The sequence below is a fragment of the Streptomyces sp. AN091965 genome (assembly GCF_022698285.1).
Classification (GTDB): Bacteria; Actinomycetota; Actinomycetes; order Streptomycetales; family Streptomycetaceae; genus Streptomyces.
The window spans coordinates 9,726,331-9,741,347 of the sequence record NZ_JALDMY010000001.1; the positions used below are offsets into that span (position 1 = coordinate 9,726,331).

Consider the following 15,017-nt stretch of genomic DNA (forward strand, 5'->3'; position numbering starts at 1 on the left):
GGACGGTGCGGGTGCGCGCGGGCACGGGTTGCTCCCCGGCAGGGCAGGGCCGGGGCGTGCTCACGCCGGAGCTGGGTGTGCTCAGGAGGTGCGGGTGCGGCGGGCGGTGCGGCCCGAGATCTGCACGCGGTCGACGGTGCCGGTGGCGGCGTCGCGGTGGAAGCGTCCGCCGGGCTCGCGGCGACCGGTGGCCGGGTCGACCAGGTCGCACGTCAGGTCGGCGTAGCAGACCAGGGGCAGCGGGAGGTCGCCGTCCACGGACAGCACTGGGGAGCCGTCGACGTCGAGGGTGATGCGGTATTCGAGGGCGCCGTTGCGGTAGGTGCCGACGCACTCGGGCAGGGCGATGGGTTCGCCCCGCTGTGCGGGTGCCGGAGCGGTCGGCACGCGTACACCGGTGAGCCGGGTGAGGTCGTCGGCGAGGTCCTGCCAGAGGGCGGTGGCGCCGCCGGCGTTGCCGGTGAAGGCGACGACCACGCCGCTGTCGGGCTCGGCCCGCAGATGGCAGGAGGTGCCCTGGGCGTTCCCGTCGTGGCCGCACCACCAGCGGCCGTCCTCCTTGAACAGCGCGACGCCCAGGCCCCAGGCGTCCGCGAGGACCCCCGGGTCGGCGCCGGGCACGGGGGTGCGCATGAGCGCCGCGACGGCGGGCGGCAGCACGGCGGACCGGCCTATCAGGGATCTCCCGAGGGCCGCCAGGTCGAGGGCGCTGGCCAGCAGGGCGCCCGCCGGTGCCTCGACGGCGGCGAGGTTCTGCCGGGCCGGGCGCGGCTGTCCGGTCGCGGTGTTCAGCGCGTGGCCGACGGCGGCCTTGCGGGTGGCGGCGGGCTCGCCGAGGTAGGCGGCCGTGGTGCCGAGGGGCTCCAGGAGCAGGGCGCGGACGGCCTCCTTCCAGGTCATGCCGGTGACGGACTCGATGATCCGTCCGGCGGCGATGTAACCGGCGTTGGAGTACGAGAATCCGGCCCCGGGCGCGAACAGCGTGTCCCGGGCGGCACAGACCTCCGCCAGGTAGCGCGAGACGGTCGCCCCGGCGGCGGTGTCCGAGTCGGGTCCGGTGGGCAGCCCGGCGGTGTGGCTGAGCAGGTGACGTATCGTTACCTCAGGTAACGCGCGTAGCTCGGGTATGAACGAGGCCGCGGGGTCGTCGGGCTCCAGATCGCCGTCGTCGGCGAGGAGCATCACGGCGGCGGCGGTGTAGACCTTGGTGACGGATCCCAGGGGCACGGCGGTGTCCGCGGTGAACGGAGTGCCGGTGGAGGCGTCGGTGGTGCCGGTGTGCACGCTGACCACGTCCGTCCCGGTGTCCACGGTCAGGTGGGCACCGGGGACCCGGTGGGCGCGCGCGAGCACGTCGAGACGGTCCTGCAGGGCTTCGCGTAAGCGGGACGGCGACCGCTCGATGATCGTGGCGGCGGTGGTGTACGGCATGACGAGGTGGCTCCCGTTAACAGTGGCTCAGGGCGGGTGGCGCGACGGCCGGCGGGCTCCGGGCCGGACGTGAGGGCGCGGGTGCTTACGGTCTGACGACGTCGACCGGCAGGTGGCGGACGCCGACGAGGACGGCCGGGTTCTGGTACGTGACGTCGCCGTAGGAGGAGACGGAGAGGTCGCGGAAGCGGTCGAGCAGCATCCGCAGCGCGATGCGGGCCTCCAGGCGGGCCAGGGGCGCGCCGAAGCAGAAGTGGATGCCGTGGCCGAAGGTCAGATGGGGGTTCGGGCTGCGGGTCACGTCCAGGACGTCCGGCTTGGTGAAGCGGTCGGGGTCGCGGTTGGCTGCGCCCAGGTGGGCCATCACCAGGGTGTCGGTGGGCAGTTCGTGACCGCCGAGGACCACGGGGCGGGTGACGCGGCGGCCCAGTTCGGGGAAGGGCGGCAGCCAGCGCAGCACTTCCTCGATGGCGTCGGGCAGCCGTCCGGGGTCGGCGCGCAGGGCGGTGAGCGTGCCGGGGTTGCGGTCGAAGGCGACCAGGGCGTTGCCCAGGAGGGCGGTGGTGGTGATGTGCCCGGCCACGAGGAGCAGGGCGACGAACCCGACCATCTCCTGGTCCTCCAGGCGGACTCCGTCGACCTCGGCGGCGATGAGCTTGCTGATGAGGTCATCGCCGGGCTCGGCGCGCCGGCGGCGGATGTGGTCCAGGACGTAGCCGTTCATCTCGCGCACGGTCGGGGCGATGGCTTCGAGGGCGCGCTCCAGGTCGGCCATGTCGGGAGACTCACCGAGCTGGTCGCCGCCGAAGAGGGTGGCCGCCCACTCCTGGAACAGCGGGTGGTCCTCGGTGGGGATGCCGAGGAGTTCGGCGATCACGATGATGGGCAGGGGGTAGGCCAGCGCGTCGACCATGTCGATCCGGTCGTGGTCGGCCACGGCGTCGAGCAGTCGGGCGCACACGGCTTCGATGCGCGGTTCGAGCCCGTGCACCACGCGCGGGGTGAACGCCTGGCTCACCAGGGTGCGGAACTTGCGGTGCTCGGGCGGGTCCATGCCGACGAAGTTGCCCTGCCTGAAGGCTTCGAAGTCCTCCTGGGAGGGGGCGATCGGGGTCATGTCCGAGGAGTACGTCGCCGAGTCGGCGAGCACGGCGGCAACCCCTTCGTGGTTTACGACGTGCCACACCCCCTGCGCCTCGTCGTGGCGGACCGGGCCGGCCTCGCGCAGGGATCGCCACTGTTCGGTCAGCGCGTCGAACAGTAAGTGGTCCTGTGTCGAGGAGCTGTTGGTCGAATTGCTGGTCACTTCTCTCCCTTGGGTGGGGGGATGCGGAGGCACGACGAAAGCAGGGGGTGGGGCGGTCGCTCGGGCTGAGTCGACTCCGGCACGCGGGGCGGGGCCGCCGTGGCCGTGCGCGGGCCGCATGTCCCCGCGCGCGCCGAAGGGCCCCACGCGGTGAACGCGGTGTGCGGGCAGGCCGATGGAGCGTCCGTCACGGAGGGCGGGCAGGCCCTAGTGGCGGGCGGCGGTGTCCTCACCGACCCGCACGCCTGCTCTCCGCCGTCACCGGGGCCGCTTGGCCTGGCTCAACACGTCCGCCCCTTCGCACTTCGGCTTTCCGTCCGCCCTTCGGCGAAGGGCGGCACCTCGTGTGCGAACCAAGCCGACATCACTCATCCCCCAGTGAAACGATCCTCGCGGCTTTTGCGCGAGATTTCCCCTTGCTCGTACGAATCGGTGGCGCGGGCCCGCGAAGACGGGACTCCCAGCTGCGGACGAGAACGTACGCACATCCCATGGATGCGGTCCTGTGCTTTGCACCACGCATATTCAGAGCACCCTCGCCACAGTCTTCACGGTGGGTCACTCGATAGCAACCCCCAGAAGTTGAACGAAGGGTGCTTCCGCCGTCTGTTTTGCGTAACCGTCGAGTAGCTTTCGAACGGTCTCGTTCGAGCCTCAACAATCCAGTACGGACCGCCGCCACGCGTGTGCCCCGCCGCCCCATGGCCAAACACCCAACCATAGAAATCGCCGCCTTCCGTCCACCCGCATCTGGCCAGTAACGCCTTCGACCAGGAACAGCAGCCGAGCCCCGGCCATGAACGACTGCCGCGATGGAAGATGCTGACCGAATTCGCACCCCCACTGCCCACTTGCCCTCCATCCCACGACATGGACCGATCGGGGATGTCCAGTCCCCGGTGGGCCCACCGGACCAGGACGCGGGTGTGGCTGAATTCCATAGGGGGCGCACAGGGGCGCACAGTCACGCATTGTGCGCGGGCTCACGCTTCCGGCAGAAACTTCTCCCCTTCTTCATCTCTGCGGAATTCTCTCCGGTTAACGGCGAATGTCGGGTTAACGGCCAATGCCTTGGCCAATGCTTGAGGTATGCACGTGACGGTGGCCGATCTGTTCTCAATGATCGCGACAGCGTCCTCCCGGGTTTCTGTCAGCGTCCTCCTCCCGTGCTTCGACGGCGTCGCTCTCCCGCAGTCGGCGGCGCAGTTGTTCCAGGCCCCGGCGCGCGTGGCTCTTCACCGTGCCGAGCGGCCAGCCGGTGACGACGGCGATCTGCGGCTGGGTGAGGTCGTCGTAGAAGGCGAGCCTGAGCACGCGCCGCTGGGCGGGTGACAGACGGCTCACCTCGTGGCTGATCAGCACGCGGTCGAGCACGGCCTCCGGGTGCTCGGCGCGCCGGTCCGCGCACGCGGGAGGCACCGTCGCCACGAGCGTGACGAGGTCCGCCCGGCGGGAGCGGGCCGCGAGGGCGTCGGCGATCTTGTGGCGGGTGATCCCGACGAGCCATCCGGGGAACGTGCCTCTGCCGACCGTGTAGGTGGTGCGCGCCCGCCAGGCGGCGAGGAACACCTGCTGGGTGACGTCCTCGGCCTCGCGCGCGTCGCCCAGTGCCCGCCGCCCCCGTGCATGGACCAGCGGCCCCCAGCGGTGGAAGGCGGCGGCGAGGGCGTCCTCCTCGCCGGACACGAAACCGCGGGCGATGTCCTCGTCGCACGGCTGCCCCTCGGCCCCGGCCGCGCCCGACTGCCGCGGCCGGGGCGGCAGTCGGTCGGCCGCGCGCGGTCCCCCTGTGCCGTGGGTGCCGGGCGTCCGCCGGGCGGTGTGGGTGGAGGGCATGGCTGCGGCTCCTTACGCAGGGGGCTGGACCGGCGCGGCGCACGGCCGGGCCGCCCGGGGCTCGGTCCACTCGAAGGGGTGCGACCGGACTCCCATCGTCCGCAGGCCTCGCCGAACGGAGCAACATGCGTCGTTTGTGCGTCGTATGGTGGCCGCGTGGTCGACGCACAGCAGGAGGACCGGGACGGGGACGACGGTGCCGCCGTGACGACCGGGGCCCTCGCACGGCGCCTCGGCGTCTCGCCGACCACCCTGCGCTCCTGGGACCGGCGTTACGGTCTGGGCCCCGCCGTGCGCGCGGACGGCAGGCACCGCAGATGGAGCCGCCAGGACGTCGCGATGGTCGAGGAGATGTGCCGCCTCACCGCCACGGGTGTGCCACCGGCGGAGGCGGCCCGCATCGCCAAGGAACGCGGCCCGTCCGAGCGGGCGGGCGGCACGGCCCCGTCCGCCCCCGTGCGCGGCGACCGTGGCGGGGGCGGGCTGTCGCTCGGGGACGTGCGGCAGGAGTACAGGGGCCTGGCCCGCGCGGCGGTGCGGCTCGACGCGCCGGAGGTGCAGAGCCGACTCAACGCCCTGGTCAGGGGCCACGGCCTGGCCGTCACCTGGGACGAGGTCATGGTGCCGACCCTGCGGGCCGTGGGCCGGAAGTGGGCGTCGTCCGGGGACCGTTACGTAGAGGTCGAGCACCTGCTGTCGTGGCACATCTCGACCACGCTGCGCAGCGTTCCGCTGCTCGTCCCGGCGGGGCCGCCCGTCGATGCCGCCCCGGTGCTGCTGGCCTGCGTACCGGACGAGCAGCACACCCTGCCGCTGGAGGCGCTGCACGCCGCCCTGGGGGAACGGGGCGTGCCCACGCGCATCCTCGGCGCCGCCGTTCCCGTGGAGGCGCTGCTCGCGTCGGTGCGCCGCGTCGGACCGGTGGCCGTGGTGCTGTGGTCGCAGGCGCGCTCCACGGCCAGCGTCCCGCTCGCCCAGCACCTCACCGCCATGGAGTGGGGCGTGAAGGGGGCGCGGCGCAGCCCGGCGGTCCTGACCGCGGGCCCCGGCTGGGCGGGCAGGACCGTGCCGGGGCTCGTGCGCTGCCACGGCCTGGGGGACGCGACGTCGACGCTCAGCGCCCTGTACGGCGACCTCCTGGGCCCAGCGGCTCCCGGAGAGCCCGCGGCCGACGGCTGACCGCCGTCCCGGCCGCGGGATCACCCTGCCCGACCACGGGGATCACCGTGCCCGGCGGCTGCGGGGAACACCGTGCGTGCCGCCCGCACGCTCCTCACTTCTTCGGCATCAGGACGGTGTCGATGATGTACACGTTCGCGTTGGCGGTCCGTACGTTGCCGCACACGACGTCGGCAGAGCCGTTGACCTTGTACGACTCACCCGATCCCGAGGTGCGGACCGTGCCCTTCTCCAGGGTCGGGAAGGAGCCGTCCGCGAGGTCCGAGGGGGCGAGCCGCTTCCCCACGACGTGGTAGGTCAGGATGCTGGTCAGCTGTGCCTTGTCGTTGAGGACCTTGTCCAGGTCCTCCTTGGGGATCTTCGCGAACGCGTCGTTGGTGGGCGCGAAGACCGTGATGTCCTTCGCGTTGTTGAGCGTGTCGCCGAGTCCGGCCTTCTTCACCGCGGTGACCAGGGTCGACAGGGCCGGGTTGTGCGAGGCGGCCGTGGCGACCGGGTCCTTGGCCATGCCGTCGAAGCTGCCCGCGCCGTCCTTGGGAACCGAGGCGCAGGCGGGGCCGAACGGCTCGTCCGCGCTCTTCGTGCCCTCGGCGGAGGCGTCCTTGCTCGCGTCGTCCCGCGCGGCGGTGGACTTCTTGTCGGAGGCGCTGTCCTTGCCGCCGCCGTCGTCCGAGCAGGCGGAGAGGGACAGCGGCAGAACGGCCGCCGCGGCCAGGGCCAGTGCGACACGGCGGATACGGAAGGTGCTGCTCATCATCTGCTCCTCGATGGGGGACCTGCGGAAGCGGAACCTCTGGTGTGCTCCGCACGCCGGTGATTCGAAGCTGTGGCCCTTCCGGCTTGGCGATTCACCCGAGGAGATCAATGCGTTCCGGATCCGTGCAGGTCAGCGGGGAGCCGTCACCGGAATTCGGGTGGCGCGGCGCGGTGTACTCCGCCCGTGGCACGGCACCAATCCGCCCCTGGGAGCGGCTACGGATGTCCCGTATGAGCGATGAACTGATAACCTCCGGGCACCGATCGGCTCTCGGGCGGGGCGCCTTGGGGGCGTTGAGCGGCCTCCTGTCGGGTTACACGGCCCTGGCCGTGGCCGAGCTGGTGTCGGCGGCCGTGCGCCCCGAGGCCGGGCCCGTGGTCGCTGTCGGCGGCGCGGCCGTCGACCGGACCCCGGCGTCCCTCAAGACGTGGGCGATCCGCTCCTTCGGCACGAACGACAAGCTCGTCCTGCAGCTGGGCATCCTCGGCGTCCTGGCCCTGTTCGCCCTCGTCCTGGGGGCCTTGGCCGCCCGGTACCGGCGGGTCGGCTCCGCGGGCGTCGTCCTCTTCGGAGCCGTCGGGGCGCTCGCCGCCACCAGCCGTCCGGACTCCGTGGGCGCGGAGGACGCGCTTCCTTCCGTCGTGGGCGCCGTGGTCGGCGCGGCGCTGCTGTACTGGCTCGTCGGGCAGCTTCGGCCCGCGCCGCGCGCCGCCGGGTCCGGGGGTCCCGGCTTGGACCGTCGCCGGTTCCTCGTCGCCGCCACGGCCGCGGCCGCCGCGTCGACGGGTGCCGGGCTGCTCGGCCGCGCGCTGCACGGTGCGGGCGCCGAGCGGGCGGTGAAGGCCCGCGACCGCGTCACCCTGCCGCCGCCGTCCTCGCCCGCCGCCCCGGTGCCCCGGGGAGCGGCGCTGCGCGTGCCGGGCATCAGCCCGTTCACCACACCCAACGCGGACTTCTACCGGGTGGACACCGCCCTCGTCGTGCCCAAGGTCGTGCCGTCGTCCTGGAGCCTGCGCATCCACGGCAAGGGCGTCACCCGCGAACTGCGGCTCTCCTACGACGACTTGCTACGCATGCCCCTCATCGAGCGCGACATCACCCTCACCTGCGTCTCGAACGAGGTCGGCGGCCCCTACGCGGGGACCGCGCGCTGGCTCGGCGTACCGCTGGCAGAACTCCTCACCCGATGCGGCGTCGAGCCGCCGTCCCGGGGCGGGCCCGCCGACCAGCTGGTCGCCCGCTCGGTCGACGGGATGACCCTCGGCACACCCGTGGAAGACGTGCTGGACGGCCGCGACGCGCTGCTCGCGCTCGGCATGAACGGCGAACCGCTGCCCTTCGCCCACGGCTTTCCGGTCCGCATGGTCGTGCCCGGCCTCTACGGGTACGTGTCCGCCTGCAAGTGGATCGAGGACATCGAACTCACCACCTTCGACGCCTACGACACGTACTGGGTCGAGCGGGACTGGGCCCAGCGGGCCCCCGTCAAGACCCAGTCCCGCATCGACACCCCCCGGCCCTTCGCCCGCCCCGAGCCCGGCACGGTCGTGATCGCCGGTGTGGCGTGGGCCCAGCACCGCGGCATCGACGAGGTCGAGGTCCGTGTCGACGACGGCCCCTGGCGCCGGGCCGACCTCGCCGCGGAGGACACCCGGGACACCTGGCGCCAGTGGTCCCTCCCGTGGAACGCCACGTCCGGCAGCCACACCCTGACCGTGCGCGCCACCGACCGCACCGGCACCCCGCAGACGGAGGAGCGCACCCGCACCATCCCCGACGGTGCGAGCGGCTGGCACTCCGTCCTCGTCACCGTCCGCTGACGCCTGCCGGGGCGGTCAGGCGGGGAAGCGCACCAGGGCCACGGGCGGTGCGGTCGGCTCGGGCGAACCGCCCGCGGGCTCCAGCGTGATGCCCATGCCGGTGGCCCGGCCGACCGGGCCCGTCAGCAGGAGCGCCGCGGTCGTGCGGTCGGGGTCCATGAGTCCGGCGGGGCGCATGGACCCCTTGTCGTCGAACCACAGCTGGTAGACCTTGCCGCGCGGCGGCCTCGCCATGCCGGACGCCAGGAGCGCGGCCCGGTCGCGGCTGCTGGAGACGACCACCGTCGCCCTCGCCCCGCCGGGGAGCTTCCCGGTGCGCGCCCGCGCGTCGGGCGCCGCCAGCAGGGCGGCCAGGTCCTCGGACCGCGCCTCGGCCCGGCGGGCCGTCTCGCGCGCCTCGTCGGCCTGCCGGTGCTGCCAGACGGCGGTGCCGCCAAGACCGGCGGCCGCGGCGAGGCAGGCGGCCAGGGCCCACCGGGACGCGCGGCGGGCCCGGTGCCACGCGGTACCGGACTGCGGTACCGGCCGCGGCCGCGGTGCTTCCTGGCGGACTGTGGTGAGGCGCCGCAGCACCTCGTCCTTCAGCGCGCTGCGGGGGGCGACGGCCGCCGCGAGGCCGAGCCGAGCCGCGGCGGCCGTCAGTTCCCGCGCCTCTTGGGCGCAGGACGGGCACCGGACCAGGTGCTCCTCGAACGCACGGCGCTCGTCGTCGTCCAAGGCGTCGGTGGCGTAGGCGCCGGTGAGCGTGTGCGGGTCCGCGCCGATGGTCATGCGTTCGCTCCCAGGCAGTCGCGCAGCCGGATGAGTCCGTCGCGCAGGCGGGTCTTGACGGTGCCCAGGGGCAGCGAGAGGAGTTCGGCGACCTGCCGGTAGGTCAGGCCGCGGTAGTAGGCGAGCGTCACGGACTGCCGTTGGACCTCGGTGAGCGTGCGCAGGCACCGGCGGACCTGCTCGCGCTCCAGGCGGGTCTCGACCTGCTCGCTGACCTCGTCGTAGTCCGGGGTGTGCGTGAGCAGCGCCGCCTTGTGCTCGCGGGCGGTGGCGGCCTCCACGGAGCGGACGCGGTCGACCGCGCGGCGGTGCGCGAGGGTCAGGACCCAGTTCATGGCCGTGCCCCGGTCCTGCCGGTAGCGCGGCGCGGTGCGCCACACCTCCACCAGGACCTCCTGGGTGACTTCCTCGGACTGCGCGTGGTCGCGCAGCACGCTGCGCACCACCCCGAGGACGGCGGCGGCCACCGCGTCGTACAGGGACGAGAACGCCTGCTGGTCGCCGCGGGCCACCCGGGCCATCAGCTCCTGGAGGTCGGGCCCCGGCGCCGCCCGGGACCCGATGTGCACGACTTCCTTCACGCGACGGCCTCCCGGAGAGCGGTGGATGTTGTTCCGTATTCCGGAGCCGACGGCCTGACGGATTGGCCCGACGCACGTTTTTTTCGCGGCACCGCCCGATCGGCCCGGGCCGATCGGGCGGTGCCCCGGTCACCCGCGCAGGCCCCTGTGCCGGGCGCATCCGTCCGGCACGTTCGCACCGTAGAAGTAATGACGGACGCCACGGCGACGACGGATGACGAGCGGGCGAGCGGCGGGAGCCACGATGAGTGACGACGACACCACCCCGACCGGGCGGCGGGCGGGCGCTGGTCGCACGTGCCTGGTGACCGGCGCGAGCGGCTACATCGGGGGCCGGTTGGTCCCGGAGCTCCTCGACGCGGGCCACCGGGTGCGCTGTCTGGCCCGTACTCCGGAGAAGCTGCGGGACCATCCGTGGGCCGGGCGGGCCGAGGTGGTCCGGGGAGACGTCACGGACCCCGCAGCGGTCGCGCGCGCCCTGAGCGGCGTGGACGTCGCCTACTACTTGGTGCACTCCCTCGGCACCGGGCGGGACTTCGAGGAGACCGACCGGCGGGCGGCCCGCGTGTTCGGGGAGCAGGCCCGCCGGGCCGGTGTCGGCCGGATCGTCTACCTGGGCGGCCTCACCCCCGACACGGTGCCCGAGCGGGAGCTGTCGCCGCATCTGCGCTCCCGAGCGGAGGTCGGCCGCATCCTGCTCGACTCGGGGGTGCCGACGGCCGTGCTGCGCGCCGCCGTGATCATCGGCTCCGGGTCGGCCAGCTTCGAGATGCTGCGCTACCTCTCGGAACGGTTGCCCGTGATGGTCACCCCGCGCTGGGTGCACACCCGGATCCAGCCGATCGCCGTGCGCGACGTCCTGCGTCTCCTGGTCGGCTCCACGGGGCTGCCCCCGGACGTGAACCGCGCCTTCGACGTCGGCGGCCCCGAGGTCCTCACGTACCTCGACATGATGCGCCGTTACGCCGCCGTCGCCGGTCTCCCGCGGCGGCTGATCCTGCCCGTCCCCGTCCTCACCCCCGGTCTGTCCAGCCACTGGGTGGGCCTGGTGACACCGGTGCCGACCCGGATCGCCCGCCCGTTGACGGAGTCGCTGCGGTACGAGGTGGTGTGCGGCGAGAACGACATCGCGCGGTACGTGCCCGCCCCGCCGGGCTCTCCCCTCGGCTTCGACCGTGCCGTGGCCCTCGCCCTGCAACGCGTCCGCGAGGCCGAGGTCACCACCCGCTGGTCGTCGGCCGCCGTGCCCGGCGCGCCCAGCGACCCGCTCCCCACCGACCCCGACTGGGCGGGCGGCAGCCTCTACACCGACGTACGCGAACGGGCGACCGAGGTCGCGCCGGAGGCGCTGTGGAGCGTGGTCGAGGGCATCGGCGGGGAGAACGGCTGGTACTCCTTCCCACTCGCGTGGGCGGTGCGCGGCTGGCTCGACCGGCTGGTCGGCGGCGTCGGCCTGCGCCGGGGCCGGCGTGACGCGCACCGGCTCAGGGTGGGCGACTCGCTGGACTTCTGGCGGGTGGAGGAGATCGAGCGCGGCCGACTCCTTCGGCTGCGCGCCGAGATGCGCCTGCCGGGCCTCGCCTGGCTGGAGATGCGGGTGGACGACGACGGGGCCGGGGGCGTGCGCTACCGGCAGCGGGCGCTGTTCCACCCGCACGGCCTCCTCGGTCAGCTGTACTGGTGGAGCGTCTCGCCCTTCCACGCGGTGGTCTTCGGCGGCATGGCCCGCAACATCGTCCGCGCGGCCGAGCGGGCGGCTCCTCCGGCGTCCGGGCACGACGGCACTGACCGGACACGACACCCCCCGCATCCGGGCAGCGGTTTCCGGCCGAAGCCTTGAGTGGTCCGGAGCCCTGGGTGTCCGGCTCCTGAGGGCCCGTAGCCGCTCCCCGCCCACCGAAAGAAGCTGACACGCATGCACGTCTCGGTCGTCCTGTTCACCTCCGACCTGCGCCTGACCGACCATCCACCGCTGCGGGCGGCCCTGGACGCGGCGGACGCCGTGGTGCCGCTCTTCGTACGGGACAGCGCCGTGGACGCGACCGGGTTCGCGGCGCCCAACCGCGCCGCGTTCCTCGACGGCTGTCTGGCCGATCTGGACGCCGCGCTGCGTGACCGGGGCGGGCGGCTCGTGGTGCGCTCCGGCGATCTGGTGGAGCAGGTGTGCCGGGTGGTGACCGAGGCGGACGCCGACGAGGTGCACATGTCGGCGGGGCACACCCGGTTCGCCGCGCGGCGGGAGGAGCGGCTGCGCTCGGCCCTGGAGACCGCGGGCCGTCGGCTTTTCGTGCACGACGCGGTCACCGTCGCCGTGCCGCCGGGCACGGTGACCCCCGCCGCGTCCGACCACTTCGCCGTGTTCACCCCGTACTACCGGCAGTGGGCGCAGGTGCCGCTGCGGCCGGTCGTCGGCACCCCGCGCGGGGTGTCCGTACCCGACGAGGTGAGGGGAGAGAAGGTCGGCGCGCGCGACGCGAGTTCCGAGGTGTCGCCGGCGCTGCCGCCCGCCGGGGAGAGCGAGGCCCGCAAACGGGTGAGCGCGTACTGGCGCCGCGGACTGGCCACTTACGAGGACGCCCACGACGACCTGGCGGCCGACGCCACCTCGCGCTTCTCGCCCCATCTGCACTTCGGCACCTTGTCCCCGGTGGAGCTCGTGCGGCGCGCGCACCGCCACGGCGGTCCGGGCGCGCAGGCCTTCGTGCGGCAGCTGGCCTGGCGCGACTTCCACCGCCAGGTCCTCGCCGCACGGCCGGACGCCGCCCACGCCGACTACCGCACCCAGCACGACCGCTGGCGTACGGAGCGCACCGCCGCCGACGACATCGCCGCCTGGCGCGAGGGCCGCACGGGCTACCCGCTCATCGACGCGGGGATGCGGCAACTGCGCCACGAGGGCTGGATGCACAACCGGGCGCGGCTGCTCACCGCGAGCTTCCTGACCAAGACCCTCTACGTCGACTGGCGGGTGGGAGCCGAGCACTTCCTGCACTGGCTGGTGGACGGCGACGTGCCCAACAACCAGCTCAACTGGCAGTGGATGGCGGGCACCGGCACCGACACCCGTCCCAACCGGGTCCTCAACCCGGTCACCCAGGCCAAGAAGTACGACCCGGACGGCACGTACGTACGGCGCTGGGTGCCGGAACTCTCCGGTATCGAAGCCCCGTCGGTGCACGAGCCGTGGAAACTGCCCGGCCTGGACCGCGCGGCCCTCGACTACCCCGACCCGATCGTCGAGCTCTCGTACGGGCTCGACCGCTTCCGGCAGGCGCGCGGCAAGCGGCCGTAGCGGCCGCGCACCTCCTGCCCCGGCGCCCGACCGCTGAAGGGCGTCGCGGTCACCGCAGTCGGCGCGGGGCGTGGGCACGGACCTCGAAGTGGATCTCGGCGCGGAGCGCCCGGGGCGCCGCGGCCGCCCGTGCCTCGGCGATGGCGCCGCGGGTGAGCCGCTGGAGGACGGCCTGCGGTGCGGCGCCCGGCGCGAGCGTCACGGTGACGTGGGCCCGCAGGTGCCGCGGGTGGCCGAGGAGGCGCACCCGGGCCCGGTCGACACCGGGCGTGGACCGGGCCCGGTCGGAGACCGCCGCGGCGAGGGCCGGACCGGAGAGGGTGATGTCACCGTGCCGCGCGTGCCCCGGGTCTCCGAGGGGCAGGTGCCGCAGTCGGCCCGCCCGCACTTCGTACGCCGTCCAGGCCGCCGTCGCGAGCACCCCGAGCGTGAGCGCGGCGATCACGGCGGCGGCCCACCAGCCGTGTGCCCGCCACCGGTCCAGGGCCGCGCCGTCCAGCCACACCCGGTCGGGGTCCAGGCGGGGCAGGGCTTCGGGCAGCCGCCGTCGCACGGCGTCGGTCGTCGAGGCGAGGGCCGCGCCACCGAGCGCGGCCAGGGCCCCGGTCACCAGGAGAACCGCCCTGTTGGCGGCGGAGCGCAGGCCGCTCATTCCGGCGCCCCTACATCGGCCGCGGCGCCCGGCCCCGGCCGCAGGCGCACGCGCAGCCGTGGGGGCCGAGCGAGGCCGCACCCGGTCAGGGCGTCCTCCGCCGCGCGCGTCACCGCTTCCACGGCACCGCGCCGGTCGCCGAAGGCCAGCTCCGCGCACACCCGGACCCGACGGCGGCCGACGCGCGCCCGGACCCGGGTGACCCCGGGCAGCGCGGCGACGGAATCCCGCAGCAGTACGGCGACCGCGCCCCGAGGGAGATCGGCGTGCGTGTGCGCGTCGGGCGGCGTCATCGGCAGGCTCGCGCGGCGGCCCGGGGTCAGGGCCAGCACGACCATCCACAGGCCGAGCAGGACGGTCCCGGCCGCCGCGAGGCCGGTGACCGTGCCGCCGTCGGGCCCGTGCGCCGACAGCCACGCGACCAGCCGGACCCGCCACGCGGCGGGGGCGCGCCCGGCCGCGTGCACGGCCACCACGTCGTACAGGAGCACCGCGCACCCGGACGCGACCGCCAGTGCGCCCAGGGCGACGGGCAGGCGGCGCGGGGACCAGGGCCGCCGGGCCCGGCGCGCGGGGTGCGGGCCCGGCCCGGCCGGGGACACGGGCGGGGACGCGGAGGGGACTCCCGGCGGGCCGCCCGGCTCCTCGGAGCCCCTCGCGGGCCGGTCCAGGGCCCGTACGCGCACGCTGACGGGCGGCACGGCCAGGCCCGTGAGTGCGGCGGTGCGCGCGGTGACGTGGTGCTGCACCGCCAGGGCCGCGGCGTCGAGGCCGCTCGGGTACGGCAGCGCCACGGTGACGCCGACGCGGGCGTTCGCGCCCCGCACGGCCGCCGACCCGCCGTCGGCGCGGACACCGCCGGGGAGCGGTGTCTCCGTCGCGGCGCGCTGCGCGACACGGCGGACCGCCCGGTCGGCAATGGTCGTCGTGCCGCGCGCCGTGGCGGGCGTACGGGACGCCGAGGGGCGCGGCGGCGCGGTCACCGGCGCTCCGAGCCGCGACCGGTGAGGAACTCGTGCAGACCGACGCCGTCGTCCACCAGCCGCCCCACCACGAAGCCCACCGCGCCGAGCGCGGCCACCAGCAGGAAGGCGCCGAAGCCGCCGAACCAGCCGGCGAATCCCAGGGCCATGCCCACGATCAAACCCACCAGGGCTGTACTCACGCTTCACCTCATGTCAGGGGCAGGACGTCACGGCCGACGGGCGCACGGACCCTCACTCCACGCGGGCCGGGCCGTTGTCGGTGTTGTCGTCCTCGGGCAGGTGCACGTCGTTGACGGCGACGTTGACCTCGACGACCTCCAGGCCGGTGATGCGCTCCACGGCGGCGATGACGTTCTCGCGGACGTCGTGGGCGACGTCGGTGATCGGCACGCCGTACTCGACGACG

General features: G+C 74.2%; 14 protein-coding genes. 4 read left to right on the forward strand and 10 right to left on the reverse strand.

The window, feature by feature from the left end; translation table 11 throughout:
- Positions 1-81: 81 nt before the first annotated feature.
- The 3 genes from MQV74_RS40195 to MQV74_RS40205 form a co-directional block, all read right to left on the reverse strand.
- Entirely contained in the window at positions 82-1,431 is a 1,350-nt protein-coding gene (locus MQV74_RS40195; protein ID WP_242728456.1) for a serine hydrolase domain-containing protein, read from the reverse strand.
- Between the two features lie 85 nt (positions 1,432-1,516).
- On the reverse strand, positions 1,517-2,737 hold the full coding sequence (locus MQV74_RS40200) for a cytochrome P450 (protein ID WP_242728455.1): 1,221 nt from the start codon (positions 2,735-2,737) through the stop codon (positions 1,517-1,519).
- Between the two features lie 1,116 nt (positions 2,738-3,853).
- A complete protein-coding gene (locus tag MQV74_RS40205; RefSeq protein ID WP_242728454.1) occupies positions 3,854-4,573 on the reverse strand; it encodes an RNA polymerase sigma factor in 720 nt (239 codons plus the stop codon).
- A gap of 156 nt (positions 4,574-4,729) precedes the next feature.
- On the opposite strand from MQV74_RS40205, the gene MQV74_RS40210 reads away from it, so the two are divergent.
- A complete protein-coding gene (locus tag MQV74_RS40210) occupies positions 4,730-5,752 on the forward strand; it encodes a MerR family transcriptional regulator (RefSeq protein ID WP_242728453.1) in 1,023 nt (340 codons plus the stop codon).
- A gap of 94 nt (positions 5,753-5,846) precedes the next feature.
- Here the strand turns inward: MQV74_RS40210 and MQV74_RS40215 are convergent, their stop codons facing one another.
- The gene (locus tag MQV74_RS40215; protein WP_242728452.1) at positions 5,847-6,506 is read right to left on the reverse strand and encodes a fasciclin domain-containing protein; all 660 of its coding nucleotides are present in this window, start codon (positions 6,504-6,506) and stop codon (positions 5,847-5,849) included.
- 233 nt (positions 6,507-6,739) lie between these two features.
- Here MQV74_RS40215 and MQV74_RS40220 point away from each other — a divergent pair, with 233 nt between their 5' ends.
- Complete coding sequence (locus MQV74_RS40220; protein ID WP_242728451.1) at positions 6,740-8,329, forward strand: molybdopterin-dependent oxidoreductase; 1,590 nt, start codon at positions 6,740-6,742, stop codon at positions 8,327-8,329.
- 15 nt (positions 8,330-8,344) lie between these two features.
- Here MQV74_RS40220 and MQV74_RS40225 read toward each other — a convergent pair whose 3' ends face one another.
- Both MQV74_RS40225 and MQV74_RS40230 read right to left on the reverse strand, forming a co-directional pair.
- Positions 8,345-9,100, reverse strand: coding sequence for an anti-sigma factor (locus tag MQV74_RS40225; protein WP_242728450.1), 756 nt, complete (start codon positions 9,098-9,100; stop codon positions 8,345-8,347).
- Entirely contained in the window at positions 9,097-9,681 is a 585-nt protein-coding gene (locus tag MQV74_RS40230; RefSeq protein ID WP_242728449.1) for a sigma-70 family RNA polymerase sigma factor, read from the reverse strand. The genes MQV74_RS40225 and MQV74_RS40230 overlap by 4 nt, the downstream gene beginning before the upstream one ends.
- Positions 9,682-9,925: 244 nt before the next feature.
- Between MQV74_RS40230 and MQV74_RS40235 the strand changes: the two genes are divergently transcribed.
- Both MQV74_RS40235 and MQV74_RS40240 read left to right on the forward strand, forming a co-directional pair.
- Complete coding sequence (locus MQV74_RS40235; RefSeq protein ID WP_242728448.1) at positions 9,926-11,521, forward strand: SDR family oxidoreductase; 1,596 nt, start codon at positions 9,926-9,928, stop codon at positions 11,519-11,521.
- Between the two features lie 75 nt (positions 11,522-11,596).
- A complete protein-coding gene (locus MQV74_RS40240) occupies positions 11,597-12,973 on the forward strand; it encodes a cryptochrome/photolyase family protein (RefSeq protein WP_242728447.1) in 1,377 nt (458 codons plus the stop codon).
- A gap of 49 nt (positions 12,974-13,022) precedes the next feature.
- Here the strand turns inward: MQV74_RS40240 and MQV74_RS40245 are convergent, their stop codons facing one another.
- The 4 genes from MQV74_RS40245 to MQV74_RS40260 form a co-directional block, all read right to left on the reverse strand.
- Positions 13,023-13,625: an alkaline shock response membrane anchor protein AmaP gene (locus tag MQV74_RS40245; RefSeq protein WP_242728446.1), complete on the reverse strand. Its 603-nt coding sequence runs from the start codon at positions 13,623-13,625 to the stop codon at positions 13,023-13,025.
- Complete coding sequence (locus tag MQV74_RS41275) at positions 13,622-14,608, reverse strand: DUF6286 domain-containing Asp23/Gls24 family envelope stress response protein (protein WP_242728445.1); 987 nt, start codon at positions 14,606-14,608, stop codon at positions 13,622-13,624. Before MQV74_RS41275 ends, MQV74_RS40245 begins: the two co-directional genes overlap by 4 nt.
- On the reverse strand, positions 14,605-14,790 hold the full coding sequence (locus MQV74_RS40255; RefSeq protein WP_030677279.1) for a hypothetical protein: 186 nt from the start codon (positions 14,788-14,790) through the stop codon (positions 14,605-14,607). Before MQV74_RS40255 ends, MQV74_RS41275 begins: the two co-directional genes overlap by 4 nt.
- 52 nt (positions 14,791-14,842) lie before the next feature.
- Positions 14,843-15,017: Asp23/Gls24 family envelope stress response protein (locus MQV74_RS40260; RefSeq protein WP_242729390.1), on the reverse strand; the 175-nt coding region annotated here is incomplete at its 5' end.

What these genes read in the sequence shown, in the direction of transcription:
- MQV74_RS40195 (WP_242728456.1), bottom strand. Translation starts at nt 1,431, where the DNA reads ATGCCGTACACCACCGCCGCCACGATCATCGAGCGGTCGCCGTCCCGC.
- MQV74_RS40245 (WP_242728446.1), bottom strand. Translation starts at nt 13,625, where the DNA reads ATGAGCGGCCTGCGCTCCGCCGCCAACAGGGCGGTTCTCCTGGTGACC.
- MQV74_RS40225 (WP_242728450.1), bottom strand. Translation starts at nt 9,100, where the DNA reads ATGACCATCGGCGCGGACCCGCACACGCTCACCGGCGCCTACGCCACC.
- MQV74_RS40220 (WP_242728451.1), top strand. Translation starts at nt 6,740, where the DNA reads ATGAGCGATGAACTGATAACCTCCGGGCACCGATCGGCTCTCGGGCGG.
- MQV74_RS40235 (WP_242728448.1), top strand. Translation starts at nt 9,926, where the DNA reads ATGAGTGACGACGACACCACCCCGACCGGGCGGCGGGCGGGCGCTGGT.
- MQV74_RS40205 (WP_242728454.1), bottom strand. Translation starts at nt 4,573, where the DNA reads ATGCCCTCCACCCACACCGCCCGGCGGACGCCCGGCACCCACGGCACA.
- MQV74_RS40240 (WP_242728447.1), top strand. Translation starts at nt 11,597, where the DNA reads ATGCACGTCTCGGTCGTCCTGTTCACCTCCGACCTGCGCCTGACCGAC.
- MQV74_RS40215 (WP_242728452.1), bottom strand. Translation starts at nt 6,506, where the DNA reads ATGAGCAGCACCTTCCGTATCCGCCGTGTCGCACTGGCCCTGGCCGCG.